This is a genomic window from Pseudomonas sp. FP603, from assembly GCF_030687415.1.
GTDB lineage: Bacteria > Pseudomonadota > Gammaproteobacteria > Pseudomonadales > Pseudomonadaceae > Aquipseudomonas > Aquipseudomonas wuhanensis.
Map to the genome: position 1 here is coordinate 6,041,094 of NZ_CP117431.1, position 26,926 is coordinate 6,068,019.

The following is a 26,926-nucleotide window of genomic DNA, read 5'->3' on the forward strand; positions in this document are numbered from 1 at the left end:
GGCAACTCAGGCCTTCTCCTGGCTGCTCTGCAGCAACTTATCCGCTTGGCCATTTCTTGCGCCAACCTGTTGCCCGTCTCTTTGCCTCCTAAAGAGACGGGCGCATATCACACTGCTGCAGCCCTGCTCGCACGGGCCTTTGCAGCTTTCCCCCTCGTGACAATCGGCGTGACAAACACCGAATGCTCACTCACCACAGCGATGCCGATGATGGTTCCGCAGCCCATGAAATGGACTGCACCTGACTGACAGTCAGACATGCCCCGGTCATCGTCTCGCTGCCTTCACCCGACTCAGGATCTCGCGGCATTGGTCTCGTCAGCCAGTGCAGTCTCCACCCGCCCACCGCTACCGGTGTTCAGGAGGCCAGATCATGAGATGCCCAAGCTCCCGGTCGTAAGGAGCCGTCAGTCCCGCGTTAGTGGACAAACCTCACAGGCCGCAGGGGCCTTGATCCCTGATAACACTCAACAACCGTGGCGGGATGAGTGAGGACGAAGTCGATAATCTCAGGAGAATTGCGATGCAACTGTGCGAAGCGTTCGAGCCACCACAACCATTGCTGGAATACCAGCAGGCGCCACTGCCCTACCCGGTCGAAGCGCTCGGGGATCTGTTGGGCCCTGCGGTCGAACGACTGGCCGAGGTGATCGGCGTGCCCTGCGCCATGGCCGCGCAATCGGTGCTGGCCAGCGCTGCTCTGGTGAGCCAGGGTCATGCCAATGTCCAACTCGACGGCCGAACCTATCCGCTGTCCCTCTACCTACTGACGGTGGCGTCCTCGGGTGATCGCAAAAGCGCAGTGGACCATCTGGCACTGAAGGCCGCGCGTGACTGGGAACGACAGCAGTGGACCCTGTATGCGGAAAAGCTCAAAGCCTATCGCGCCGCTACCAGCATCATGGCCAAACCCAAAACCTCAAAGAAACACGCGGAGGCGGAAGACGGTGAGCTATCCGAGCCGGTACCGCCAAGACTGATCATTGCCGAGCCCACCATTGAGGCCCTGGTCAAAAGCCTATGCCAGGGTTTGCCCAGCATGGGTTTGTTCAATGATGAAGGTGGCCAGTTCTTGGGCAGCAGCACCATGAGCAAAGAGAATCTGCTCAAGGCGATCACCACCTTGTCGACACTGTGGGATGGCAGCCCTATCGACCGGGCGCGCTCTATGGCCGGAGAAAGCCTGCGAGCCTATGACCGCCGCCTCAGCCTGCACCTGATGCTGCAACCCTACCTGGCCAACCAGCTGTTCAAAGACCCGGTGATCAAGGGCCAAGGCATCCTCGGCCGTTGCCTGATCAGTTGGCCCGAGCGCCTGGTCGGCCGGCGGCTCTACAAAGCGATCGACCTGAGTCGGGATGCCAGAGTCCAGCGCTACCAACAACGGATCACCGTCCTGCTGCAACAGCCCTGGTCGCTTCACCGGGATGGCTCACTCAATCCCGCCACCCTGGAGCTGACTGCCCATGCCCGCCGGGCCTGGATTGATATTCACGACACCATCGAGTGTCAGTCTGGTGAGTTTGGCGAGCTGGCCGGCGTCCAGCCTGTCGCGGGCAAGGCCGCGGCAAATGTGCTGCGTATCGCGGGTGTGCTGGCCATGGTTGAAGAGGCCAGTCAGCTGGACGAAGCACACATCCAGCGCGCCTCCACGTTGATGGATTACTACCTGGCCGAGATCCAGCGCCTGACCGAACAGGAACCGGTCAATAGCCGATGCGAAGAGGCGGATCGGCTGCTGCGCTGGCTGGTGCAGAAAGGCTGGACCCACTTCACCATTCGCGACGTCAATCGCAACGGCCCTCGTTTTGCCCGCAAAAGCGCTGACCATACCGCCTCTTTATTGGTCGTGCTGATCACTCATCGCTGGCTGAGCAGCCGCGATGGAACGACCTTCGAGGTAAGCCATGTTCCGCCTCAATGACGCGGTGCGCCGCTACCAAGCGCAACATCGACCACAGCCAGAATCGCGGAGTGTCGCCGCCTCTGTCGCCACCCTGTCGCCACGCGCCAGGCCAGAAACGACGCGGGTTGTCGCCACTGTCGCCGCTGTCGCCACACCACTTCTCGACCCTACCCACATCGCCCTGCTGATCGAGCAACTGCGCGAAGAAGGGGCACTGCTGCAACACCAGGAGAACGCCCTCCTGATCCGCCCGACACACTGGCAGCAGATGGACAGGCTCAGCCCCCACTGGAAAGCCTTGCTGCTCTTTCTGCAAACAAACGAAAACGGTGATGATGGCCTTGGTCGGTCGGCGTGAGGGTCGCAACTTTGGCTATGGCCGCCAGCTGAGCTACGCCGGCCCGCAAGCACTCAAGGATCTGTTTGCCGGCGGCCACTTCGCCACGGTCAAAGCGCATAGCGATCGCTGGCAAGCGTTCGTGCGTTGGTGTCGGTCAGAGGAGGGTCCCGGTTACAACGATGCGCGCCAGATCGATCGACGGACGCTGCAGGACTACGCCGCATACCTGCGCCAGCAGATCCAGCAAGGTGAACTTTGCATCGCTACCGCGCAGAACCGCCTCAGCAGCGTCAACCGTACCCTCGCTGCGCTGCGCGGTAATCAGGACGTGAGGATCGCCAGCCCGAGTCAGGCGTTGGGACAGAAACGCTCGACCGTACGCCACCGTGCACCGGATGGCCAAGACCGCCAACAGCTGCGGCGAGTGCTTAAGGTGCTTGGCGAACGGCAACACGAGCGGGTGGCGGTGATTGTCCTGTTGGCCCGAGAAACCGGCATGCGCCTGCGCGAAGCGATCCTGGCTGACCTGCCACGACTGCAACGCGAAGCCGAACACTTAGGCCGCATCAACATTCAGGACGGCACCAAAGGCGGCCGTTCAGGGGCTTCCGCCCCGCGATGGGTTGTGGCTAATGAAGAGGTGAAGGCGGCGCTGCAGTTGGCTCGTCATGCGTCGCCGCCCCATAGTCGCAACCTGTTGGCCCGAGACGAAAGCTACGCCGCGTTCCTGCAACAGACCGTGCTCCCCGCCCGCGACACGCTACATAAACACGGGCTGAAGGGCTTTCATGAACTGCGAGCAGCCTACGCCTGCGAGCGTTACGAACAGCTCACGGGCCACGTCGCACCGGTCAATGGTGGCCACTGTTACCGCATTGACCGCGACCTTGATCAACAGGCGCGCCAACAGATCAGCCTTGAACTCGGGCATAACCGGATCGATGTGGTTTCGGCCTACATTGGAGGTCGAGCGTGACCAAGCCCTTCGATATGGCGCTGTTCCTGAGCGGCGTACTGACTGGCTCGAAGGCCACCCAGCAACGACACCTACGGCAAGCCCGAATCATGCAAGCTGCCATTCAACAGCGATGGCAGCGAGATAATCCTTGGACCTGGCAGCTCAAGCATTTGCGCTGGTTTCTCACTCAGTACCTGAAAGACCATACCGACGCCACCCGGTATTACTATCGACTCACAGCTCTATTGCTCTGGAAGCGATTAGGGAGAGTCCGAGAGCTGCTGATGTGATATTCGACGAGTCCTAGCCTAGCCCACCAGTCGCACTTACAATCGGGCTAGTGCAACCTCACTCTTTCCAAACCTCAGCAGCCAACGGCAACTCATTCAGCTCGGCACGGGCCTCACGCCACGTTGGAAAATGCTCCCCAAGGATAGAGATAAAGCGATCGTTGTGGGTGGGTTCGAGCAGGTGAACCATCTCGTGGACGACCACGTACTCAAGCAGGTCTTTCGGCTTCTTCACCAGCTCGGTGTTCAGTCGAATGTTACCTGCTTGATGGTTACAGCTGCCCCACTTGGTTTTCATCCGCTGCAGGTAATAACCAGCCACCTTCACCTTCAGCTTGCACTCCCACTTCCTGATCAATACAGGCACAACGGCGTGCATTTGCAGCTTCTGCCATTCGTGCATCACTTCTGCGCGTTTTTGTGCATCGCTGCCTGGGCGAACAGTCAAGGTAATGCGTTTGTGGTCGAGCACCACCGATGGCTTGGCATCCTGATGGTTAACCACCATCAGGTAGCGTCGACCCCAGATATAGTGGCTTTCTCTTTCCACAAACTCACGCGGCGCCTCACGCGCCTGCGCTTCCAGTTTGCTCTGCTGCTCGCGAATCCAGCCCAGTCGGGAAATAGCATAAGCCCGAGCGACTTCAAGCCGCGTGCTTGTTGGGGCGACTAACGTTACCCGCCCCTCGGGCGGGTGCACGCTCAGGTGGACATTCTTGATGTCTTTCCTGGTCACTGAAATTGAAATGTCGCCCAGCTCAATAATCTCGTTCATCAATATCCCTGTTGGTTCTTGATGATCTCGAATATTGCCGAAGTCGCTACACGGTCACGCCCCATCAGGGGAAACAGCGCATTAAGAACCTGCGCTTCCCGCGCAGGATCTCCTCGCCAGGACGAAGGGGCTGATCCGCGCATGGCCAGATCAATATCCAGAGCCAGTTTCACCTTTGCCCCTTCATCTTTCGGGCACTGGAAGGTGGTCGTTGCAATGTTGTCCAGGTTATTAAAAAGCACAGTCGCTTCCCGATGGCCGTTAAGTGCAGCCGGGGAGTTGCCTGGTCCTTTCTGCCCCAACTGTCTGACCAGCGCCTCGGCCTTACGCAAAAATTCCTCGTAAGCGGCTGCATCGTCACGACTCTGTTTGATCAGATCCTCAAGCAACCGCGACATACCCTCGTAGAACTTCGGGTCTGTCAGTTGCTCTCGAATGATGGTCTTCCGTACGTTGTTGATAATGCCTTCGGCAATCGCTCCCTTGGAGAGGTTGCCTTTGGCGTTGAGCTTTTTGGCGATGGCATCGTGAACGCCAGTCTGAACAATCAGCTCAACCAGCGAGAAATTATCGACCGTGCTCATCGGGTCGGCAGGGTCTGCCTGAATATAGGTATTGAGCAGATGCCGCATGTCCGCTTCGAAAGGCTTGATATCCAGCTCTTCGCCGGAATGTTTCTTTATCGCCTCACGAACGTCAGCGTAGAACTGCACTTCTGTCTGAAGCCTCCCGGCTTCAGCAGCCGAGTAACCGGCTTCGGTGAGGTTCTGCGCCAAGTCGGCAAACGCCCGCACAAATGAAGCCACCGCCTTGTAGAAGGACACCCGCAGTGCTTCGGTCTCATCCAGCCCATTGGCATTAGCGGCAGCACCACAGAAGTAATGGATAAACTGCTCAATCTCACGCGGTGGTGGCACGGGGTCGCACAAGTAACTCAATGCCTCACGGGCAGCGTCCAGTTGCTTTTTCCCTTCGACCAGCCAGTTCTTCAGCTCAACGTTGTTATTTCCCCCGCTGCCTGCGTCGACATCCAGCTCGTCAGAGGTGTACACCGAAATGGCGTCTTGTACGTCGCCGAACAGCTCTTTGAAATCGACGATATAGCCAAAGTCCTTGTCATCACCGTCGAGCCGATTGGTGCGGCAAATTGCCTGGAACAGGTTATGGTCCCGCAGCTCGTTATCCAGATAGATGTAGGAGCAACTAGGTGCATCGAAGCCAGTCAGCAGCTTGCTGACCACGATGAGTAGCTTCAGGTTGGCCGGTTCCTCAATGAAGCGACGCTTGGTCTCTTCTTCATAAGCGGTGGTGGTCTGGCTCGGCTTCAGCACGTACTGCGTGTAGGTATCGAACTTGTAACGCTCATCACTTTGCTTCGGCTCGCGGGAAATTGCGTTGTGATTCGGCTCATAGGACGTGACGATGCCGCAATACGTGCCGAAATAGGTGTTCTTAAACAACCGGAAGTAGTGACAGGCATCGTAGATGCTGGCGGCCACCAGAATGGCCGTCCCTCGGTCATTGTTCAGTCGTGGCTTTAAGCCAAAATCCTCAATGATACTAGCGACGATGCGCTGCTTACGCTCACCAGCACTCATGAGCGACTCCATGGTGGCCCATCGTTTGCGCAGGATCGATTTCTGGTAATTGTTCAGAGCTTTGGTTGCTCGTTCAAACCATGCATCGATTCCGTCCCGCGAAGTCAAACGCTGCGGTACGTCGCGCGCTTCATACTTAAGGTCCAACACGACCTTATCCGCCACCGCTTCATGGAATTTGTAGGTATGGATGTAAGTGCCAAACACATCGCGCGTAGTCTGCTTGTCCTTACGCAGCAACGGTGTACCGGTAAAGCCAATAAACAGCGCATTGGCCAGCCACTGCTTCATTTGCTTGTTCATGTCACCGCCTTGGGTACGGTGACATTCATCCACGAAGACATAGAAGCACCCATGCATGGGCGGTGCCGGTACGCTCAAATCAGGCTCAAACTTGTGTAGCAAGGCACATAGCAGGCGTGGTGCGGCAGCTGAGAGCTTCTGCACAAGATCGGCGCGAGAGGTAATGCGTGGCGAGGGCGAGTCGTTGCCGATTACTCCGGCATTACGCATCACTCCGGATATTTGCTTGTCCAGCTCATCGCGATCCGTGATGACCAGAATGCGCGCCTCAGGATCATGCTCCAGCAACCACTTGGCGATCAGCACCATCAGAATGCTCTTGCCACTGCCCTGGGTATGCCAGATAACCCCGCCCTCTTTACGCCGAACCCGCTCCTGTGCGGCCTTCACTGCAGCGTATTGATGAGGGCGCGGCACCTTCTTGATACCCGCATCGAAGATGATGAAGTTGCGAATCAGATCGAGTAAACGAGACTTCTCACACATCTGCGCCAGCGGGTCGTCCAGCAAGTAACCAGACAGTGGCACTTCTGCACCCGTTAGCACTTGGTAGCGAGCAGGCATCTCCTGCAGGGTATTCAACTCCTCAGGCCCAGCGTTCAGGGAAGACGCCTTCCACTCGACAAAAAACTCGGCGCGGGTAGTCGCCGTCCCGTAGCGCAAGCCCTGAGAGTCACTGCCAGCGAAGACCAACTGCACTGTACTGAAGAAACCTTTGTTGAAAATTTCCTCCTGGTTGGTGATCAGTTGGTTAATACCATCGCCCACCTCTACCGAACTACGCTTGAGCTCAATCACACCGATGGCGATACCGTTCAGATAAATCACCAAATCAGGGCGGCGCTCATGACCACCGCGCAAGGTCACCTCTTCGGCAATGGAGAAGTCATTGCGTTCAGGGTGCTCCCAATCAACCAGATGCACCGTTTCGTGGGCCTGCCCAACGGCTACCTGTACCGGCACGCCGTAACGCAGCAGTTGGTAGGTACGCAGATTAGCCTGATACAGCGTGATGCCAGTGGCATCAGCCGCAGTCATCAGCTTTTGCAACGCTGCCGATATCTGTGCATCGGAGTAGCCGCGCTGCTTCAGGTTTGCCTGCAACAGCTCGACTTCAATGTTGCGATTTTGCCCACGCTTGCTCCACTCACCCAGGTAGTTGTAGTCAAGACAACCAGGCCTCGACTTGTCCGTAAACAAAGCCAAAACACGATTCTGGGTGCGACGTTCGGAGCGAGGTTGTTGAATCATCAGGTGCATCCTGCAGGGTTTACTCGGATTCGTGTTTGCTGACGAGGCTGTTGAGCAACACGTTGTTCATTTTTTCGGAGTGGGCGCGTATGGCGTCGGCATCCCAAGATTCTGTTTCCATCATCAAATACTGTTTAACGCTATCGATGGTGTTGTTCTTATAAAACTCTTTCTTGGCCGCGGGCATGAAATTGCTCAGCCGAGAGTTCTTGCTATGGCTGATTAGGCATAGATTGCCGAACGAATTGAGCGTGTCGGCATCGAGCTGCACCTGTCCGTCTAGCGGATGCTGAGGGTAGTAATGCTCCACCGAACTACGGAAGGTGAATTCATAGGATTTAACCTTGTCATTCGTCCCGAGCTCAAGCCAAAGCAGATAGTCCAGGAAGTTGAAAATCAGGTTGTTTTCGATATTGCCGAACGTCAACCGAGACTCCACCGTCTCTGCCGCAATGCTTTCGCGGCGTGTCTGACAGGCGCCCCGATTGGTATAGATCATCGCAAAGTAATCCAGGCCTGCCTCTTGGGCCAGAAAGCGATCAAAGACAAACGCCTTTGCTACCGACTCCATGTGCCGCAGATAAACCTGAGCCTCAATCTGCTCAGCGTAAAACAGGTGAAAAAGCGCCGCATTCAGCCAGTGCTTGTAAACCAGCGTTGGCGTAGAAACATGAAACGCTGACAGCAACATCAGGATGCGGCGGTTGATGCCTTCATTGCCGTCCTCTTCTCCGAAGGTGTTCACATAACTCCCCCGTCCAGCGCTGCTGTGATCGCCGCCTTTGTTCCACTTGAAGCGTTTGAGACTCCAACCATCCGAGCCCTTGATGAACTCGCGCTTGATCACATATTGGTCAAACAGATACTTGCAACGCAGCAGGCTAAAGGTAAAACGCTTCACTGCCGCAACAGGGTCTGGCTGCTTGAGCACATGAGCCTCAAAGGTATCGAGCAGGCGTTTGTCATCCAATGGGATGTCCGCTCGCGTTTCGACACGCAGTACATGCAAAAGAAAGTTGGGAAAATTAATCACCGTGTTGAAGCGATCTGGCGCCTCCTCACCTGACTCACCCTGCTTCGCAGCGACCGGGACCTTGGCAATGATCTGATCAAGGGTCATGCGAGTGTCCTGCCGGGCAGTCACCTCCTGATTTTTGTGCAGTGCAGCTCGAAGCGAATCGAAGTCAGCGAGTTGAAACTGTCCCCAGTCCCCTTCGCCAAAAATGCTGCCACGTTGGCCAGGCGTGAAGCCCATTTGCACATAGCGTTCCATGTTGGCGCAGGCTTCCCAAACGGCATGCAGACAGTCCTGACTCTGCTCGCAGCCCTGCAACTGCTCCATCATCCGCGCCTTGAGCAGCTCGTGTTTTTCCAGCTGCTCACCGCGGTTATTCATGATCTCGAAGTAATGGTTCAGGTCCGTATCCGCCGGCACTTTCACACGCATGATTTGCACGTAGCCAAACAAGTAGTCGGCGAATTGCTGAGGTAAAACTCCGTTTTCTTTCAGCTTCTGCGGCAAGACTTTCTGGATAAGGCGGTAGCCATTGAGGATGCCGGTATTGATCTGCTTCTTAGTCAAAAGCTCGGCAGGGTCGTCGTTGAATTTCCCCTCGAAGATGGCCGCAAAGGTTGCGCGCGAATGCTCGCGGCTATCGAAGTGGATACTCAGGTTTGAATACCAGGCAAGCTCGACAGCCTTGGTGTTTTTCAAATACGACGTCAGCAACGACAGGGTCGTCAGCCGCTGTTGGCCGTCAATGGTTTCAAATACCGGTGATTTGCTGTCCGGGCGCTCATATACCACCAAGGTGCCAATGTAGTAATTGCGCGCTTTATCGTCCTTCTTCGGTAGGTAATCGATCACGTCCTGAATCAGCTGCGTGATTTCGCCCTCCTCCCAGGCGTAATTGCGCTGATACATCGGGATGACGTACTCGTCCCGACCGCTGAGCAGCGCCTTGATGGAGAGCTGACTGATTTCCCTACTCATAGTATTTCATCGCCTTGAACAGAGCTTCGATCTCATCGGTTCTGGTTGACTTCTGGCCGCTCAATACCGGCAGGCTGCAATTAATAAAGTCAGCAGGACGTGTGGCTTCCTTGATCAACCTGAAAAGATTGTTCTCCAACACGTGGTTATCCATGCTCGCCAGCTGCACCACCTGCATCTTCAGGCGCAGGCTGTAGGCCCAGATGAATATCTTCTCGATGGCCCGGGAGATATCTGCGTGACCGAACTTGTCGATGTAGTAAATCAACAGGCAATCGAACATCGCCCGTACGTAGCAATCGCCGGTGCGGGTTCTTGCCGGGTAGCTATTGAGGGTTTTCATGATGGTTTGCGCATAGCCATCGAGTCCTTCAGTGCCCACCAGTTCATGCCCGCTCCAGGACTCGGCGCTGATCCGCGCCACCTTGCCCTGATAGTGGCTGATCAGCTCAAAAAAGCGCCGGCCATTGATGATGATCTGATCCAGGTGGAAGGGAAAACCACGCTCGCGCGAGTCGATCCTGCGCTCGTATTGCCCGTTGTAGTTATCGATAAAATGGTGGGCGATACGCAGCTGCTCCACATAGGGGTAGCTGGCCACCGTATCGATATTCACGCCTTTGAATAAGTCGCTGTCATCCTTGCTGAAGTAACGCGCAGAAACCCCTTTCGACCAACTACGGATGCGGTACAGGTACTGGGAGAACAGTGTGGCCAAAGCCTTGGTGTCACTGTTTTCCCAATGCGCTACTGTGGCCGCCTTCAATGGCTCGTCACGCGGGCTGAACTCACGCAGATGGTAAGCCTTGAGCAAGTCATGAGGCTCCAGGTCCCGGCCCCGCGCATTCTGCGAGTCGAAGAACTGGAAGGCTTCCGACACATCGTTCAAGGCCACCGCCACGACCTGGCACTTGTTCAAGAAGAAGTCGATATGTGCCTCGGTAAAGTCCGCACGGGAAACGATGCGGGCCACCTCAAGGTAATTGCTATGGATGTTCTTCTGCGATATCTCGCTGGTAAAACTGGGGTTCACCATCGCTTGTTCAAGTTCGAACAGACGTTCCCGCAAGTCTTTGCGTTCGAGCTTTTTTTCCTTGTTCCGCTGGATCAACGCACGGACCGCCAGCAGCAGGCTAATGGTCCGCTGCTGGCCATCGACGATGTTCTTGGTCTCACCTTCGTGGTGAAACACGATGGTGCCCAAGCGGTAAGCGGACTTGTCCTTATGGATGGCGATATCGGAGAACAGTTGATTGATGTTCTTGCCAGTCCACTTGTAGGGGCGCTGGTACTGGGGGATATCCAGCGCAGAATCCATGAGCAGTTCGTAAACGCTGATGATCTTGCTGGATAGTTCGGTAGCCTGCTGCGCTGGGGTCGCGTCCATGCTCAGGTTTGTCATAGCAGTCGGGTTCTTCCGGTTAGCAGTTCTTGCATCATGCCTTGCTTTAGAGCGAGGGTTTTGGTTAGGCGATGCTCTAGAGCGGCCAGTTCTTCGTCCATGTCGGACAGCACATTAGCGATGGCTGATTGTTCAGGAGGCGGTGGAAGTTGTACCTCTACAGTCTTCAGCGACTCCTTATTGAGGGTGTACCCCTTTACAGCCTGCTTACCGTAAAGTGAGAAGTCAGTTCTCCCGAGTGCGTAATAAAGGTAGTCCCCACTAGCTTGAAGATTCTTAAAGCTACAAATCGCCTCATTCGTGTAAAGATCACAACCCGCAAAACACAATCGCCCAATAGACAATTTGAAGCTCATCAAAAGCGTGCCTTTAGGTATGACTTCCATAGCCGACGCAGCTAGCTCGGTGATTTCCTCTTTAGACTCCGAAACCACTTTGCTCTGAAGATCTGATATAGAAAGCCACTTGTGACCTCGCCCCCAGAGTGCTTTGTTTAAGCGGGGCGGTGTACGCCCCATTGCGATTTCGCAAATCTCCCCCAACCGCTTCACTTCCCACTTACCGCGGAAGCCCGGAAGGCGAATTTTGCCGGTTAGAAGTTGCTGCATGGTGGCCTGTTTGAGGCCGCGCTTCTTGGTAATGAGCCGCTCAAGCGCATCCTGCAGCGCATCCATATCACCTAAAGCCGTCACGATGGAGCGCTGCTCTGCTTCTGCGAGAGGAAGTACTACCCAGAAATCTTTCAGATTACGAAGAGTCAACCCCGGCTTGCTTTGCCCTGACTGGCTTGCCCAAATCTGCCTGTTGCCAGGCGAGCCCGGCGAAAGAAAAAGACAGGCGTACCGCCCTAGATTCGTCTCGGATAACCGCACGAGCCCAACATGCTGACTGATGTATGCCTCATCGAACTCGTGCTCAACGAGCGCCACATTCCCAACACTGTTTCCAGTAATTGTTATCAATAAATCATTGCGCTTCACCCGAGTCCGACTTCCCTCCGCCCCTTGTGGCGGGATCACGAACTGACTGTCATCAAAATCGAGGCGACCTGCACGAACGTTCTGACTACGAATGAACAATGCTCCTTGGTCAGAATAAAAAGCTGCCCAACCCACGAGAACCGCTCGTGATGAACTCAGACAATTCACCAAGCGGCTTTGCCGTCCACTCCTTCGGAATAACCCCGACCTCCGTCTGCTTGTACTCCGGCTTCACTGCCATACCGCCCCCATCTTTTTCAGATGCTCTTCAACGCGACTGGCAAGGGTGGCGACTTCATCGGTGAGCAGCGGCAACGGGGTGGCGTAGCGTTCGCTCAGCTCACGAATGCGCCCGGTCAGGGTTTGAGATACAAGATCCAGTTCGCCCTGTACGGCTACGGCCAGGGTAGATAGCCATTTATCGTCCACCACAAGGGTTTTGATCTCACCCTCGCTAAGCAGCGGGTATTTAGCGTGGATTTTATTATCGAGCTCTTCCTCGGCCCTTTTGAGTTCAGCCTTAAGGGTGCTTTGCTGATCGATCAACGCGTCGTATTCGGCCAATACCTTGAGTTCATCCTCATAATCCGAATCATTTCCAATCTCGCGCTGGCGTGCCTTGATGGCTTTGGCCGTGACCTTTTGTTTATCACCCTCGCCTTCGACCACTTCGCTGAGCGAGCCATCCTCGCCGCTGTGCTCTTCAAGCATTTCACTCAAGCTTTGCTCGACGCTGGCAAGCCGGGTTTCAAGGTCTTCAATGGCGTTGCGCTCGGCCATGAAATAGCGGGCAATCAGAATCTCGACCGGAATCAGGTCGGACTTGAAGCGGCGCTTGCCCAGGCAGTAGTCATGCTTCTCAGCCCAACCCAACTTGTTGTTCTTATCCTTTACCTTGAGGATTTCGCGCGCTTTGGCGGCGGCTTTCCAGCCGTCGGCGCTGATCAGGTAGCAGTCGTCCTGCAGGGTCTCGGCCCAGTAGTCCATCAGGTGCTGATAGATGTCGTAATGGTCAAGCAAAGGCGCTTTGGCGAAGGCACTGAGCAGGTCTTCGGACAGTGTGGCAATCAGCTCCTTGGGGTGGCTGTTGACTGCAAAACTCTTCAACTGAGGGGTACTGCCCGCCAGCCAGTGGTTGAACAGCTTATCGACGCCAGCTTTGAATGCAGTGAACTGCGGATGGCCGAAAATGACCGTTTTCACCTCAGGGCTCACAAGCTCAAAGTAACCGGGATGGCTAGCCGGCTTGAACAACGCCGCACGCAGGGTTGGCATCACCTGCCAGTAGCTGTCAAAGGCGTCGATGTCACGCTCGGGAATGCCACCGCGCAAATGGCCGTCGATATCCTGAATGTCCTCAGGCTCGGCACTGTCGATGTAGCGCGGCAGGTTGAGGTTGAAGTCGTTCTTGGGATCGCTGATTTCATCGAAGGTCACCATGCGCGCGTAGCGCGGCACATCTGCCATTCGGGTAAAGGCATCGACGATTTTATGCACATCCTGATCGCGCAAGCGATTCTTCGGGCCGTCCTTGATAAAGCCCTTGGCGGCATCGATCATGAAAATGCCTTTGCGGGCGCTGGCGTTTTCCTTGTCCAATACCAGAATGCAGGCGGGGATGCCTGTTCCGAAAAACAGGTTGGCCGGCAGGCCGATAATGGCTTTGAGGTAACCAGAGCGCACCAGCTGCTCACGGATCACCGCCTCGGCATTACCGCGAAACAGTACGCCGTGGGGCAGAATGCAGGCACCTTTACCGGTACTTTTCAGCGAGCGGATGATGTGCAGCAAAAAGGCATAGTCGCCCTGTTTGGCTGGCGGCTCGCCCCAGGCAAAACGCTGGTACGGATCTTTGGCGGGTGTCAGGCCGACGCTCCAGGACTTGACCGAGAACGGCGGATTGGCCACTACGTAGTCATAGGTACGCAGCTGCTCGCCGTCCTTGAACTTGGGCGAGGACAGCGTGTTGCCCTGCAGAATGTTGGCTGTCGGGAAGTCATGCAGGATCATGTTCATGCGGGCGAGACCGGCGGTGGTCACGTCCATCTCCTGCCCTTCCAGGGTGATGTGCTTGCCGGCCTGATCGGCCACTTTCAGCAACAGCGAGCCTGAACCGCAGGTGGGGTCATACACAGTTGTAGACCCCACAGCATTGGCCGGGCTAATACCAATGACCTTGGCGATGATGCGGCTGACTTCAGAGGGGGTGTAGAACTGCCCCTTGCTCTTGCCGCTTTCGCTCGCGAAGTGGCGCATCAAGTATTCGTAGGCGTCGCCGAGAATATCGTCGTTTTCGGCGCGGTTCTTCGAGAAATCCAGCTCGGGTTTCTGGAATATGGCCACCAGATTGGTGAGCTTTTCCACCATATCCTTCCCCTCGCCGAGCTTATTCGGGTCGTTGAAGTCGGGAAAATCACTGCGGGCTAGCCGGGTGTTGGCGTCAATCAGCGGCTGAATGATCTGTGTATTGATCTTATTGCCAATATCGGCGTTGCCCTTAAGAGCAACCATGTCCTTGAAACTGGCACCCGGTGGAATATTGACCGGTGGTGCGAAGTCATCCGAGCTACCGTACTTGTCGGAGATGTACTTGATAAACAGCATGAACAGGACGTAGTCCTTGTACTGGCTGGCATCCATCCCACCGCGCAGCTCGTCACACGAGGCCCAGAGGGAGGAGTAAAGATCGGACTTCTTGATAGCCATTGGCAATCCTGACTGGGTAAAGAATAAGTGCGCAGGCGCCCCCTGTTATGCGCTCGGGATAATGCCCATGGCGCCGGCGTTAGACGGGGGTCGACAGATATTTGTAGCGAAGCGGAGCGGAGCTTTACCTGCGGTTAATGGGTGAACCTTATCTACTTCGGTTTCGTCGGGCCAGCATTTCGCCCTTATTTCTGGTCTTCATCCACTGCCACAAGTCAATCAACCGAGAAGTCGCAGAAAGTGGGCGGCAGACTTGGATGCCGCGCACAGTAAGCCGGCGAGCCTCCGGCGCCAATACTGGACGTGTGCACAGGTAAGTAATCCGCTCACATCCCGATAGCACTATGCCGCTAGGCAAGCGCCACTTCGCTGGTTTTTGATCATTTGCAAAGCTCGGGATGAACTTGCCTGTATCCATAATTGACATCTCGCCCAGCACTGATTTTCCGCAGGCGGGCTCAGCGTGCTTTCAACAACGCCTCAAAATCCGAAGCCTGAATCTCCGAAGCCCCACTCAACATGTCCCGCGCCAACGCCCGTCGCTTACTCAGCAGCTCATCCAGCGTCGCCTCAAACGTCGGCATCGCCGCATCCCGAACCGTTGGGTAGTACACGTACACATCCTTCTCCTGCCCAATCCGATAGGCCCGATCCGTCGCTTGATCTTCCTTGGCCGGGTTCCAGCAACGAGTGAAGTGAATGACGTGGTTGGCCGCTTGCACGTTCACCCCAAAACCGACGGCGATGGTCGACAGGATGATGACTGCGAAACCAGGTTGCTCCTGGAATTGGTCGATCAGCCTCTGGCGGCTATTCGCGCTCTGACTGCTGGTACTGGTATCACCGTTAATGACGGTAGCGCGAAACCCGAAATGCTCTTGAATCGAGTGTTGCAACTCTCGCTGAATATCACGCAACTCGGTAAAGACAATGACCTTGTCGCCGTTCCCGGCTCTTTTGATCGACTCAAGCGTCTGCATCAACCACTGCAGCTTCGGCGAGTTGTCGCGCAGTCGTTTGTCTGGCTGAACGCTGTAAGGATGAGCACAAATGAGCTTGAGCTTGTGCAGCAACCCGAGCATGCCGGAGGTCTTTTGATCGAGCTGTTCTTCGATCTGCTGCTTCTGGCTGTACGCAGCTATTTCGGACAGGTACAGATTGCGCTGCAAGGCGTGCATGCTCAGTGAACGACATGCCGTGTCTTCGATTTTGGCAGGCAGGTCCTTGGCAATGTCTTGCTTGGTACGGCGCAGAGTCTGTGGGTCGATAAGCACGCGAAGGCGCTCCAGGGCAACCGTGTCACGCTCCAACGCGGCTTCGATTGGACGCTGATACTCGCGCCCGAACTGGTTCAAACCGCCCAGGAAACCTGGCTGAATGAAGTCGAAGAGGCACCAGAGATCTATCAGGGTGTTCTCGACAGGCGTACCGGTACACGCCACTCGAAATCTCGCCGGAATGGCTTTGATCGCCTGAGTCACCAGTGCCGCGGGGTTTTTCAGTTTCTGCGCTTCATCGCATACGACGATCGACCATTGCTGACGCGCCAGGGAAAACTCCTGATCGCGCAGTGTCTCGTAAGTCGTGAGGACGATTCGGGCGTCGCCCATCCAACCTGGGCGTAGCAAGTTTTTGATGCCTTTGGCTTTCAAGTCGGCAGGGATTTCTTCTTTCTTGAACTTCACTGCACTCAAGGCTGAGCCATAGAGCTTCAGCACTGGCAGCGCGTCAGCGAAGAAGAACCGGTAAAGCTCTCGCTCCCAGTTATCGAGCAACGAGACTGGGGCGACGATCAGTGTCGGCTTGTCCTGTGGGTACTTTTCCAGGTACCAGACCAGGAAAGTGAGCAACTGGATCGTTTTCCCCAGCCCCATGTCATCAGCGAGCAAGCAGCCTGACACGTCTGATGGGGACAAACGGAACAAGTGCTGCAGCCACGCCACGCCTTGAAGCTGGTGCTCACGCAGGACGACTTCAGGCTTGAGCAAGCCGGGCAACTCTGGGACTGCGTCCAAAGCGGCGCGAAGGGCTGCCTGACGAATCTGAACGTAGGTCGGTTCGTCAATGTTGTGGCCGATTTGCAGTACAGCGCGGCCCACTTTTTCCTGTTGCTGGACCAGACTGGTCTCGACAGGGGCGATCTTCTTCGACCAGGCAGCAAACAGTTGCTCGGCGGCGGCAATCGAGAGCGGTGTTTCGGACTCTGGCAAACAGACCGTTTCATCACCGGCAGCGCGAGCTTCGTCCAGTCGCTGTTCAAACGCTTCGAATTGAGCGCGGTCGGAAGGATCCCAACGCCCAAAGATCTCTGCGTCAATGCCCAGCGCCGCCACATCCTTCGGCAACCAGCTCTCGGTCGCCTCTTTTACGAGGAAAGGCGAAGTAATTCTTTGCGCTTCGCCGATGCCAGTTACACGATCGCCGTAAAGGGACAGGTCCAGGACAGAATCGAACTCGATACCCGCCGCTTCGTTTTGCCAACGCTTAAGCAGGTCGTTGATACCTGCCAACTGGCGTAAATCAAAATCGCTGAGCTCCAACTCATAGCCCTGCCAGAAACCGGCAGGCATGCCAGCGGCCAATTTCAGCTGCAGTTCATGCACGAACGGTGCGAGTTCATAGGCTGCTTTAAATTCAACTTCGATGGGCGCTTGCGGTGTTGGCGAGATTGGTTCGAGCGTCAGGTTTACCTGCTCAATGTGCTGTCCCGCTTCATCCAGTTTGGGTTCCAGATAAAAGCGATGAAAGAAGATCCCGGCCTCGACCAGTTCGTCTTCATAGCTCTGCGCATCCAGCACTTGTGCGGCACCATCGCCGAGTGCGCTGTAAGGGTTGCGGACGAAGGAAAGTGCATCGTCCCCAGCGACCCGACGCCCGGGCAACGAGCGCACATAGTCCAGTACAGATTTGACTTCAGGCTCAATCAGGACGTGGGTCAACGATCCATCATCACCGGTCACCCGGTATCGATCCTGAACCTGCTTGGCACCGTCGAAAATATCAAGCCAGTTTGCCGGTTGGCCTTCGAAGCTTGGTTGCAGCTCGATAACCGGCGTATTACCGACTGTCGATTTTCTCGGGTTGAGTCGCAGACTTTCAGGTTTGATCACGACGGTCTTATCCAGGAAGCCATCCATGCCGGCGCCCGCCTTGCGGGCCAACTTCCTGATGCTGGCCCAGCCGATCTGGTTGGTTACTTCACCCGGCTCATTTTGTTGAGCCAGGTAAAGTTGCCGTACTGCGCCAGTCAGCTTCCAGCACGACTCAGGCAAAATCTCCGCTTTTGCGTGGTACTGGAGGATGGCGCCCGTGCGCTGCACCTGCACATTGGCGTTGGATTGCGGATCACGCCATCCACTGACGGATACTTTGAAATCGTCGGAGGCAAGGCTGCCTTGGCTGCTCAGTTGAGGAATGAGAGCTGTCTTTGGCGGCAACCCCAATAGCAGCAGACTTGTTAAATGCTCTGGTTCATCTAGAAGCCGATAGAGTTCATCCCACGTCAGCAGCCAGCGATCGCTGAGTTGGGAGACGAACTCCTCTTCTTCCAGCTGATCCAGATAGCTCGCCAGCGGCCAGGACTCAGCGTTATCCGCCAAGCTCAAGGGATAGCAAATGCCCTGCTCCTCGATGGAAAAAACAGGCTCAGTATTTTCTACCGGCGAATTCGGCTGCAGGCCAATGCCTTTGAGGAAACGCTTGAGCATTACTGCCTCCAGAACCGGAGTGGCTGTTGATTGACGGGTTTGAAGCCTAGGCGTTGGAGCGCAGCAACGGCGGCTTGATCATTGTCATCAAGCTGGACCTGAAACGCACCGCCGCGCGCGCGCTGGTCGTAGACTTTGTGTTTGACCGACTTCAGGGCGTTACGGACTTGGTCTTCAAAAGGCAATGGTTTGGCTGAACCTGGCGCTCCGGCCTGACTTTGAATGCGTATGCCTAATTTTTCGAGCTTGTCATCGAACTTGCTCAGCCAACCCTCGATGCGGTCCGGACGGCCAGGCGCAGGTGAATGGGGCATCCACTCTATCGTTCGATGGCGCTGCTTAAGTTCTTTGGTGAGTTCAAGCTGGGACTTGTCTGGGTTAAACGGCGAATCCTCCGCCTTGTACACAAAGCAGGCATTACCCGTTCCCGAAAACTCCACGAAAAAGTAGCCACCAAGCTGCATCACCACAGCATTGTTGTGCCCAGGACCGCCTACCAGCTTGCTCAAGCGCCCTTTGTTCTTCTCACGAAAATGGACGAAGTCCCGCCCACTGTCATGCCAGGCATCCGAACCCATGACGATTCGGGTGTAGCTCATTTGGTTGGCAAATCTTAACCAGTAATACAGACGCGACTGATCAACCTCGGAGTCTCCCTTCAACAGGTTGAAGAAGTGCTCAAGATCTTCCTTCGCGAACCACGCAACGACCATTGCACAGACATCTTTTTCAACGTACTGCAGCCAGCTGTTTTGTCTGGAACGGATCTGAGGGCTGCCCCAGTTGTCGAGGGCGACCTGTTTGAGCAGCGACGACGGTTTCTCTCGATACGCTGCCAAGTGATAACGCGACAGGCATGCACTCAGAATGTCGTTCATGTACCGCGGATGCTGCCGGCCGATGTCGACAAGGTCGGCTAAGCGCTGAGAAAACTCGGCGTCATCCAACATAAAAATACGAGAGATAAGTACGTTAAAGATCCTTCGCCACAGCCAACTGCTGTCAGGGATCTGCGCAATCGTCTGCAATGCCGAAAGGTCGCTGATCTCTCCCTTGAACATCTGGTCACCCAGCCTGGCACCTGCCTGCTCGGAGAAAAGCTCCTGATGCTGCTGGACGATGTGAACCCATTCCTTCTCGCGTTTTTGCTGGCCTCTGACGCATTCGAAGCCAAGCTGAACGTCTTCCCGCAACAGACACCAGTTGGCGCTCTTATCAGGCGTGGCGGCCTCGTACCCAAAGTAACTAAAGCACAGCGCCAACCAGTCTCGGCGGCTCAGCCTCCGCTTTTCGATACGGTGATGGATTTCTTTGTGCACTCGGCCAAAAAGCTGGTCATCGTCCAGTATCGGTCCGACTCGCTCACTCTTGTCCGAGAGACCGGCAAAAACCAAACGCCATTCTGAGGCGTTGAGTGGGAGTACATTGCGGAATTTGTTTATCGCAGCGCGGCGCTTTTCCTGAGGTGGCGGCAAAGCTTTTTCAGCGCGTTCGAATCTTTCGTAAAGATCAACTCCCGCAGCCCCCAGACGGGGGAATCGCGCCAACGGTTCAGGCGCCGGCCCCGTGCGATGTGCCAACAGACTCAGGTTAATAGCGGCGGAAAGCCTCGCGATTGGGCTGGTCATCGGCTCATCGCCAACTGACACTTTTCCATATCAGTGTTATTGAACACCGGTACCTCTGGCTTGAGGTTGTCCTCCTTTTCCTTCAAGCCAAAGAACTGCATGCGCAACTCCACTCGCCGGCTTTCTTCCTTGGTGTCCTTTGCATTGTTGAACGACACACCGCCCGCCAGGAAAATCGATCTGATTTGCTGTTGGTGCTCTGGCGACAATCCGACTTGGAGCGGGCTGCGGCTATCGAGCAGACTACACATCACCCACTCTGAACGCTGCAGTGAAAGGTGCAGGTTATAAAGATAAGAACCGTCGGTGTCTGTCGATCCCTCGATCACAACCTGTTTGAACCACTTTCGGCCTTCTTCACTGTTAGCCGCGTCCAGAATCATCGGCACAACCTCCTGAAGTGCCGACTGGCCATCGTTGCTCAGTGCGTACTGGTTATGCCCAAATCGGCCAGCATCGCCGAAGCTAATCCGATTGTCCTTACAGTCCACAACGATGGTTTTACTGGCAGTCTTCGCCTTAAGGCTCAGGTGCTCGCAGATCTGACTGATGTCCCTATTACGTTGCTTCTCTCCCTGCTCCGCTTGGTTAATACGCTGCGTCACAGAACTCAAAGCCGCCACCATGACCACGAGAAATAGAATCATCATCGCAGTCATCAAATCAGCGAAGGAGATCCAGAACGGCTTCTCTCCCTCGTCTTTTGAACGGACAACCGAAGGCATTTGCTTACCAAACATCGACTAGCCTCCGTTACTGCCTGATTCGTTCCATGATGTCGCCGAAGTCTTCGAGACTTTCCTTGACCCCTTCTACACCGCCAGCGAGGCTCTTGACTGCTTTATCGAGCTCGGCATCCAGACTACCCAGCGTTTGTCTCAAGGTCCGATCCATACCATCACCGAACTCTTTAAAGCCGTTACCCAACACACCACTGATGTTTTCCAGGTATTCATAAACTTCACGGTTAAGCGCCTGCATCCGCTCGCTTTGCACCTTCAGGTCCTGGAGATACTGGCTGCGGCCGCTGGCCTCCCCTTGCGCGCTTGCGACAACCCCTTCGATGACCGCGAGAGTTTTCGCCAACGCTTCACGATTGTTTCGATAGTCCGCGACCACGGTGTTCAACTCACGTGATGCCTGTGCAAGCTCAGTACCTGCGCCCTGGACTGTGCCCATCAGCCCCGCAGTCGACTCACTGGCACGCGCAACGCTTTGTCCGGCCGTTTCAAACCGCTCAGCCGCCGCCCGCATCTTGTCTGCGCCTAGCTGCATGCTCTGCAAATGCTGCTCTGTTTGGGCACTCAATGCCTTAACGGTGTCCTGTGCAGATTTCTGTTGCTCTGACACTGTTTGCAGCAACGCCTTGACCTGTTCGTCAAGACCGCCCACCAAGTCACGGGTGCCTTGATGCAGGTCAGCCTGTGCAGCGCGGGTGGTTTGATCCATCTGCTGCTGGCCGTGCTCCAATTGCTTGAAGACTGCCGAGAGTTGCTCACCCAGCACCTCAACGGAGCCCGCAATTTTCGCCATGGTTTCCTGTTGACCTTGGCCGATGTTCTGCTTGATCGACTCAACAAAAGCCTGGAGATTCTCAGCCATTGCCTGTTGGCGAGCCTCGCTTTGAGCAAACAACTTCTCCAACTGCTCGGCCATTCGAGCACCTGCCCCCTCCCCTTCGTTGCCGATACGGACAACCGAAGCCTGGAGATTGGCGAGCATCTCGTTCATCCCCGCTTGCATGGCGTTCTGTCCGGCCTGCATATCGGAGAGTAACTGAGCGATCATAGTCGAGCTGTTTTGGGTCGAGGACTCGCTAGCCGAACGCATATCTTGGATCAGCGTCGAAAAGCCTTGCTGCATCGACTGCATGGCGGCAACGGACTGACCCATCAATTCGTGTAGACCGTTGAACTGTTGGCCGAACGTACCTTCCAGCTTGTTCATAAAGGCAACTAGAACATCCTGAAGAAGGTTCTGTACTTGCCCTGACTGGTCGCCACTGGCGGCCTGAACCGCGCCCGCGATAGCTTCAAGGGGGGATTTGAGACTGTTCTCAATCGCACTGCTTACCTGATCGGCCAACAATTGCCCAGAGTCACGGTAAGTCGTTGACAAGGTATCCGCTAATTTGAGGCTTTCGCGGACTTGGGTATCAACGAGGTTCTGCAGCATTTCCCGCAGATCGGTTACCAGGCTATCCTTGAGCTGACGGGTTTGCACGGAGCTTTCAGCACTCGAGCGCACGAGCTCCGCTAGATATTCCTCACCGACACCGCTGTCGAAAAGCCCGTCGATGGTTTCGAACGCTTCAAGAAGCCTGTAGCATTGGCCCAGACGCCACTTTTCAGTAATCGTGACGGCTATAGAGGCCATGATTGAAATAAAGGAGCCGATGAACGCAAACAACACGTCCTTGAGCAGCTTATCGACGCTGGCATTTACCTGCTCGGGGGTGCTTGGATCAAAATGCTGTAGGCCTAGCATCAAGCCGAAGAAGGTGCCGACAATACCGATGCCGGTCAAAATACCAGGCAGGTTGTTTATAAAACTCGGTTCCCAGCGGGGTATCAACCACGCTTTGAGGTGAGAAAAAATGCGCGGCTCCGGCGGTGGCGCGCGACCGGACAAGAACCTGTTCGCCTTCTTGAAACTCAAACTGGTCGTGCAGCGTTTCAGCGTATTCGTGCCAAGAGTGCTCCAGCTTGCTTCCATTGAACAGTCGCTCCAATTCAGAGCGCCGTTGAGACGGGGCGAGCGCTTTCACACCGTGCACACGTTTAGTCAGTTTTTTCAGCTGACTGCTAAGTTTGAAGGATGGACAAAAATAACGGACAAAGTACCAAGCGCACAAAATGAAAACGAAGCCAACTACCGTTATTGGCGCGATCAGCTGCTCGGAGCTTGCTGCACCCCATAGATGCAACAGCGTCGAAAAATCCATACTTTCCGCCTTCAATTTAGCAATTTTTTGATGTTCGGGACGCTTGCAACAACCACATTGATGCGTCAATCGCCAATCCCGTTGGTGATCGATGACAGCACCTTGCTCGGCACGCGTTTTTCAGGGCACAACAAAGTCGGAAAGGAAGGACGGTAGTTTCACTACGACTGATCAGGAACCTTCCGTGGACAAATGTTAGAAAATCATGTCCTTATGCCAGCACCTTAGCCTGAGCCTTGACCGTCGTAAAGCCGGACGCGATCAATGGATCCCTGATCTGAGAGATCCGATAGGCTTATCGGGTGTGCTCCGCCACCACTTGCGAACCATCAGCTCAATACGAGCGACATCTTGAGGAGTTGGAGCAAAAGCGCATTTGCCGTACGCGACAGCAATAAGGCACGCGCCGACTCGCCAGAGCGGGTGAAGGAATGAACCAAGCGCCAGCAATCGCTATCAGTAGCCGCTGGTTCCACTCAAAAGCGAAATCAGAAGTACAGCTGTGGAATTGAGCTTTGGTCGACGTAAAGGCAGGAATTTAAGAAGATTCGCGAATGGTATTCCATAAGGTATTCCAATAGAAAATCCAACCGAAAATAATCAATAAAAATCAATACGATACATAATCAATTCAGATTACCCCGGCCCACCAATCCGAAAACGACAAAGCCCGCCAAGTGCGTAATGCTGTTCACTTAAGCATTTGAGTCTCAGCTGGGCTTATCCGAAAATCCGATGCCAGATATCTGGCATCGGATTTTTTATGTCTGTTCAACAGGACCTGCTCGACCTCGGCGACCTTTTCAACTTCTGCGACCTGAGCACCTTCACCCAAAACATCCCCATAGAGTGGGTCGCGTCTGCGCTGGATCTTTCCAGTCAGGCCACCATTCGTCGACGTCGCCTGCCCGCTGACCAAGTGCTTTGGCTGGTGCTCGGCATGGCGCTGTTTCGTGATGAACCGGTTCACGAAGTGGCCAGACGTTTGAACATCTGCGCCCAAGGCCTGGCCTCTGACCACCTGTTGGCCCGTAGCGGTCTGACCGAAGCGCGTAAGCGGCTCGGCGCCGATCCCGTTGAGTGGCTGTTCCGCAAGACGGGAACCCAATGGGGCGCGGAGCGCTATGACGGTGACGCCTGGCATGAACTGCAGGTGTTCGCAGTGGACGGAGCACTCTTGCGCACCCCGGATACGCCCGAGCTTCGGGACCACTTCGGGTCGGGAAACACCCCGAGCGACCGCCAGACTCCGTTTCCCATGCTGCGCCTGGTGGCGTTGAATGTACGTTCGCACGTGATCCTGGATGCGCAATTGAGCCCTTACCGACGCAGTGAAATGCGCTTGGCCGACGAGTTCCTGCAGCAGATCCCCGATCACTCGGTGACGTTGTTCGACAAAGGATTCTGGGGGCCGAACTGCTGTCGAGCCTGATCAGTGCTGTGTAGCAACCGTCATTGGTTGATCCCGGCAAAAAAGGAATGGTCTGCGAGAAGTGACCCCTACAGCCACGACGATCGTTGGGTGCGCATGAAAGTCTCGCCGCAGGCCAGGAAGCGAAACCCGACCCTTCCAACGCATTGGGAGGCCCGCGAAGTCAGTTATGAAATTCAAGGCAAGCTAAAGACCGTCATGACGTCATTGCCGGCTAACGCCTACAACGCCAAGGCCGTGGCCAAGCTGTATCAGGAACGCTGGGAGATCGAATTGCTTCAGGGACATCAAGAGCTCGATGCAGCAGAACGCAGTGACCTTGCGTAGCAAAAAAGTCGACTTGGTCTATCAGGAGGTTTGGGGACTTTTGTTGGCTTATAACGTGATTCGTCGGGAAGCCAGCCAGGCGGCGGTGGCGTTTGGCCGAGCCCCCTCGGACATTCGTTTCAAACCGGCTTGCCAGTACATTGCCGTGCAACTGATAGTGATGGCAGCGGCCAACCCGATTTCAGCCACAGGCAGACGATTGGCAGAGTTAAGGGCAGGTATCGGAGGATTGTTTCTGGATCACCGTCCAAGACCTTCAAGGCCAAGGACGGTGAAAATATCAAAGACCCGGTTTCCAGTAGACCGTAAGGCTGCTCCGCTTAAGTGAACAGCATTACGCCAAGTGCGGGCTTTGTTGCATCTGGCGTTTGGTAAATTGTCAGCTATCCCGCATCCCTTGAGCGAGGCTTGCCCGCGAAGAGGCCAACCAGATCAGCACAAATCACCCATGGCCAAAGATGCAACCGTCGCCGCGATCGACTCTATTTTTTTCTGCACATCTCAACATCGCTCTGCATTTTCAGCTCAGTGTCGATTCCCAGCCGATACCGGCAGTAGTCAATGATCCACTTTCGCTCTTCGTCCGTGAGTCGCTCGACTTGCCTGATCTCTCCATCGTTGGCGTGGATGTTGTAAAATTTCATCTGAAACGTCGGGTGTTTTTTGATGAAAACAATGGTCTCAATATCGCCATCTTCAAGTGCTTCGTAGTAGCCGACGTAGAGCACAACCAATACCGCCAACACTGCAGCAATCAATAGCTTTTTCATTCTTGCGGCGCCGGTGGAGGCAACAGTTGAGTCTTGGTTCGGAGGTTTCTAACCAATTCCATACCAATATTTCCTGGACAGATTTTTCCCTCGGACGCTTGCCCTGGATACTCCCTATGACCACCAAAGTGCTTGATGACGAACACGCTCTTCAGCGCGTCGATCAAGTGCATCAACGCGACGATTTGAGCATCCGGAATCACGTTTGTGGTGCTGTAGCCGATGCTGTCGAGGGCAACTCGTCCTTTCGCGACCCAGTCGCCCCCCTCCTCCGGTGTCGTCAGGTTTTCCAGTAACACAATGCCGATCAAACCAGTGTTGAACTTCAAAACGCTCGAACCCTGAAGCCGAATGTCACGACCTTCGAAAATCTGTCCGGTGCAATCGATCCCGTAGTGGTAGCCGATATCGTCGTACTTCTGACTCAGGTGGCCTTTTTGGATCTCCTGCATCTGCTCTGCACCGGGTGTGCAGCTATGGCTCCGCCCGGCATGGTGCAGGGCAATCATGCTGTAGTCCCAATCCATGACCATATCCGGCTTGCCTTTCACCGCGCCCCAAGATGATCGCTCGACGAACGTCGCGTTCAGTGATCGAACCTTTTTGATAATCGCCTCCCGTGTAGCGGCCCGGTCGTTCACAGTGATTGGAATCGGACACATGAACTCGCCAGGTTTGATCTCCTGTGCAGTTGCTTGAGTCGCAAACAGAGCGGCCATCAGCGCTCCTCCGACAGTTCATGAAGCGTTCGGGCCGGAGCGTTGAACTTGATGTGAAGGGAGATTTTTGCGTCTGGCGTGGGTGTCTTTACATGCGCTATGCCGTTGGCATCGGTCACGCCGGTTGTCTCTACGCCGTTGATAGTCGCCACATAGTCGCGGAAGGACAGCGGATCGCCTGTTTCACTATCAGTGATACTGAACGACTGCCCGTAGGCTTTCTGAATGGAGAGAGGCACGGGAGGTATAAACGGTGCCGGGGTATGCGAGTCGCCAATGATCACCGTGCCTGAGCCATCGATCACGACGTCTCCGTGAGTGCCCACGGTATCGACTAGAGCGGCGTTTTTGCCGTTGATGAACACAGTAGCTGCTACGCCTGAGATCAAGGCGCTGCCACAGGTGCAGGAATCGCCTTTACGGGCGGCGGCGAGCCCGTCGAAGAATACGTCAGAGGATCCGGAGGCGATGGCTTTGGCGCCATGTCCGGGCATTGGGCAACTGGTCGGATCGGTGATACGTGCGGCTGGCTTTGCCATGCATGACTCCCTGTCAGCGGTGTTCAACGATGGTCGACTTTAGCAGAATTGTTCTAAACACAGGCTCATCCGCTCCGTCCTAGGAAATTTCCCGCAAAACGCATCGACTTCCATGAACTAGCGGGCGCTGCTCATCGAGGATAGCCTTCAGGTGTCGCTGCAAATCAGCGATTGGGCTTTGACAGGCCGAAAAGTGTAACCTTTCACTCCTCCTGATCAGGCAGCATGCTCACGCGCATGCGGTCTTGTTTATGGCGGCTGTGCGTGGGGCATCTTCGGATGCACCGGGTTCTTACACTACCGGTCTGTCAACCCGCGCACAGCTGCCACCCAACTCTGTTTGACAGCAGAGAGGTGG

Annotated in this window: 16 protein-coding genes and 2 pseudogenes; 5 read left to right on the forward strand and 13 right to left on the reverse strand. The window is 55.3% G+C overall.

Translation table 11 applies throughout. From position 1 onward, the window contains the following. Positions 1 to 523: 523 nt before the first annotated feature. From PSH65_RS27995 to PSH65_RS28010, 4 genes are read left to right on the forward strand one after another with little or no spacing between them, the layout of a single operon-like run. Entirely contained in the window at positions 524 to 1,924 is a 1,401-nt protein-coding gene (locus tag PSH65_RS27995; protein WP_305423644.1) for a YfjI family protein, read from the forward strand. Continuing rightward, positions 1,908 to 2,264, forward strand: coding sequence for a hypothetical protein (locus PSH65_RS28000; RefSeq protein ID WP_305423645.1), 357 nt, complete (start codon positions 1,908 to 1,910; stop codon positions 2,262 to 2,264). Before PSH65_RS27995 ends, PSH65_RS28000 begins: the two co-directional genes overlap by 17 nt. Beyond that, positions 2,242 to 3,222, forward strand: a complete 981-nt coding sequence (locus tag PSH65_RS28005) for an integrase domain-containing protein (protein WP_305427061.1) — start codon at positions 2,242 to 2,244, stop codon at positions 3,220 to 3,222. The genes PSH65_RS28000 and PSH65_RS28005 overlap by 23 nt, the downstream gene beginning before the upstream one ends. Beyond that, a complete protein-coding gene (locus PSH65_RS28010; RefSeq protein ID WP_305423646.1) occupies positions 3,219 to 3,494 on the forward strand; it encodes a hypothetical protein in 276 nt (91 codons plus the stop codon). Before PSH65_RS28005 ends, PSH65_RS28010 begins: the two co-directional genes overlap by 4 nt. 58 nt (positions 3,495 to 3,552) lie before the next feature. Here PSH65_RS28010 and PSH65_RS28015 read toward each other — a convergent pair whose 3' ends face one another. The 10 genes and pseudogenes from PSH65_RS28015 to zorA1 all read right to left on the reverse strand — a co-directional run bounded on the left by PSH65_RS28015 (position 3,553) and on the right by zorA1 (position 22,781). After that, the gene (locus PSH65_RS28015; RefSeq protein ID WP_068935182.1) at positions 3,553 to 4,269 is read right to left on the reverse strand and encodes a M48 family metallopeptidase; all 717 of its coding nucleotides are present in this window, start codon (positions 4,267 to 4,269) and stop codon (positions 3,553 to 3,555) included. Continuing rightward, entirely contained in the window at positions 4,269 to 7,421 is a 3,153-nt protein-coding gene (locus PSH65_RS28020) for a type I restriction endonuclease subunit R (RefSeq protein WP_305423648.1), read from the reverse strand. The genes PSH65_RS28015 and PSH65_RS28020 overlap by 1 nt, the downstream gene beginning before the upstream one ends. Positions 7,422 to 7,440: 19 nt before the next feature. Then, complete coding sequence (locus tag PSH65_RS28025) at positions 7,441 to 9,414, reverse strand: DUF262 domain-containing protein (RefSeq protein ID WP_305423649.1); 1,974 nt, start codon at positions 9,412 to 9,414, stop codon at positions 7,441 to 7,443. Further along, complete coding sequence (locus tag PSH65_RS28030; protein WP_305423651.1) at positions 9,407 to 10,801, reverse strand: DUF262 domain-containing protein; 1,395 nt, start codon at positions 10,799 to 10,801, stop codon at positions 9,407 to 9,409. Before PSH65_RS28030 ends, PSH65_RS28025 begins: the two co-directional genes overlap by 8 nt. 11 nt (positions 10,802 to 10,812) lie before the next feature. Then, on the reverse strand, positions 10,813 to 11,796 hold the full coding sequence (locus tag PSH65_RS28035) for a restriction endonuclease subunit S (protein WP_305423652.1): 984 nt from the start codon (positions 11,794 to 11,796) through the stop codon (positions 10,813 to 10,815). Positions 11,797 to 12,027: 231 nt separating this feature from the next. After that, the gene (locus PSH65_RS28040; RefSeq protein ID WP_305423654.1) at positions 12,028 to 14,502 is read right to left on the reverse strand and encodes a type I restriction-modification system subunit M; all 2,475 of its coding nucleotides are present in this window, start codon (positions 14,500 to 14,502) and stop codon (positions 12,028 to 12,030) included. 458 nt (positions 14,503 to 14,960) lie between these two features. Continuing rightward, positions 14,961 to 18,209, reverse strand: coding sequence for a type I Zorya anti-phage system protein ZorD (zorD, locus tag PSH65_RS28045; RefSeq protein WP_305423655.1), 3,249 nt, complete (start codon positions 18,207 to 18,209; stop codon positions 14,961 to 14,963). Then, positions 18,209 to 19,837, reverse strand: coding sequence for a type I Zorya anti-phage system protein ZorC (zorC, locus tag PSH65_RS28050; RefSeq protein WP_169858932.1), 1,629 nt, complete (start codon positions 19,835 to 19,837; stop codon positions 18,209 to 18,211). The genes zorD and zorC overlap by 1 nt, the downstream gene beginning before the upstream one ends. Continuing rightward, entirely contained in the window at positions 19,834 to 20,577 is a 744-nt protein-coding gene (gene zorB1 / locus PSH65_RS28055) for a type I Zorya anti-phage system protein ZorB1 (RefSeq protein WP_056741006.1), read from the reverse strand. The genes zorC and zorB1 overlap by 4 nt, the downstream gene beginning before the upstream one ends. A 13-nt stretch (positions 20,578 to 20,590) precedes the next feature. Next, positions 20,591 to 22,781: pseudogene (zorA1, locus tag PSH65_RS28060) on the reverse strand (type I Zorya anti-phage system protein ZorA1). A 763-nt stretch (positions 22,782 to 23,544) separates the two neighbouring features. Between zorA1 and PSH65_RS28065 the strand changes: the two are divergent. Next, positions 23,545 to 24,868, forward strand: a pseudogene (locus tag PSH65_RS28065) (IS4 family transposase). A gap of 154 nt (positions 24,869 to 25,022) precedes the next feature. Here the strand turns inward: PSH65_RS28065 and PSH65_RS28070 are convergent. The 3 genes from PSH65_RS28070 to PSH65_RS28080 are packed head-to-tail and all read right to left on the reverse strand — an operon-like array spanning position 25,023 to position 26,568. Continuing rightward, positions 25,023 to 25,310: a hypothetical protein gene (locus PSH65_RS28070; protein WP_305423658.1), complete on the reverse strand. Its 288-nt coding sequence runs from the start codon at positions 25,308 to 25,310 to the stop codon at positions 25,023 to 25,025. Continuing rightward, entirely contained in the window at positions 25,307 to 26,029 is a 723-nt protein-coding gene (locus PSH65_RS28075; protein ID WP_305423659.1) for an N-acetylmuramoyl-L-alanine amidase, read from the reverse strand. Before PSH65_RS28075 ends, PSH65_RS28070 begins: the two co-directional genes overlap by 4 nt. Continuing rightward, entirely contained in the window at positions 26,029 to 26,568 is a 540-nt protein-coding gene (locus PSH65_RS28080; RefSeq protein ID WP_305423660.1) for a PAAR domain-containing protein, read from the reverse strand. The genes PSH65_RS28075 and PSH65_RS28080 overlap by 1 nt, the downstream gene beginning before the upstream one ends. Positions 26,569 to 26,926: the final 358 nt, after the last annotated feature.

Bases quoted from the DNA above. Each gene is read 5' to 3' on its own strand.
- PSH65_RS27995 (WP_305423644.1), top strand. From the start codon at position 524: ATGCAACTGTGCGAAGCGTTCGAGCCACCACAACCATTGCTGGAATAC.
- PSH65_RS28000 (WP_305423645.1), top strand. From the start codon at position 1,908: ATGTTCCGCCTCAATGACGCGGTGCGCCGCTACCAAGCGCAACATCGA.
- PSH65_RS28005 (WP_305427061.1), top strand. From the start codon at position 2,242: ATGGCCTTGGTCGGTCGGCGTGAGGGTCGCAACTTTGGCTATGGCCGC.
- PSH65_RS28015 (WP_068935182.1), bottom strand. From the start codon at position 4,269: ATGAACGAGATTATTGAGCTGGGCGACATTTCAATTTCAGTGACCAGG.
- PSH65_RS28020 (WP_305423648.1), bottom strand. From the start codon at position 7,421: ATGATTCAACAACCTCGCTCCGAACGTCGCACCCAGAATCGTGTTTTG.
- PSH65_RS28025 (WP_305423649.1), bottom strand. From the start codon at position 9,414: ATGAGTAGGGAAATCAGTCAGCTCTCCATCAAGGCGCTGCTCAGCGGT.
- PSH65_RS28030 (WP_305423651.1), bottom strand. From the start codon at position 10,801: ATGGACGCGACCCCAGCGCAGCAGGCTACCGAACTATCCAGCAAGATC.
- PSH65_RS28040 (WP_305423654.1), bottom strand. From the start codon at position 14,502: ATGGCTATCAAGAAGTCCGATCTTTACTCCTCCCTCTGGGCCTCGTGT.
- zorD (WP_305423655.1), bottom strand. From the start codon at position 18,209: ATGCTCAAGCGTTTCCTCAAAGGCATTGGCCTGCAGCCGAATTCGCCG.
- zorC (WP_169858932.1), bottom strand. From the start codon at position 19,837: ATGACCAGCCCAATCGCGAGGCTTTCCGCCGCTATTAACCTGAGTCTG.
- zorB1 (WP_056741006.1), bottom strand. From the start codon at position 20,577: ATGTTTGGTAAGCAAATGCCTTCGGTTGTCCGTTCAAAAGACGAGGGA.
- PSH65_RS28070 (WP_305423658.1), bottom strand. From the start codon at position 25,310: ATGAAAAAGCTATTGATTGCTGCAGTGTTGGCGGTATTGGTTGTGCTC.
- PSH65_RS28075 (WP_305423659.1), bottom strand. From the start codon at position 26,029: ATGGCCGCTCTGTTTGCGACTCAAGCAACTGCACAGGAGATCAAACCT.
- PSH65_RS28080 (WP_305423660.1), bottom strand. From the start codon at position 26,568: ATGGCAAAGCCAGCCGCACGTATCACCGATCCGACCAGTTGCCCAATG.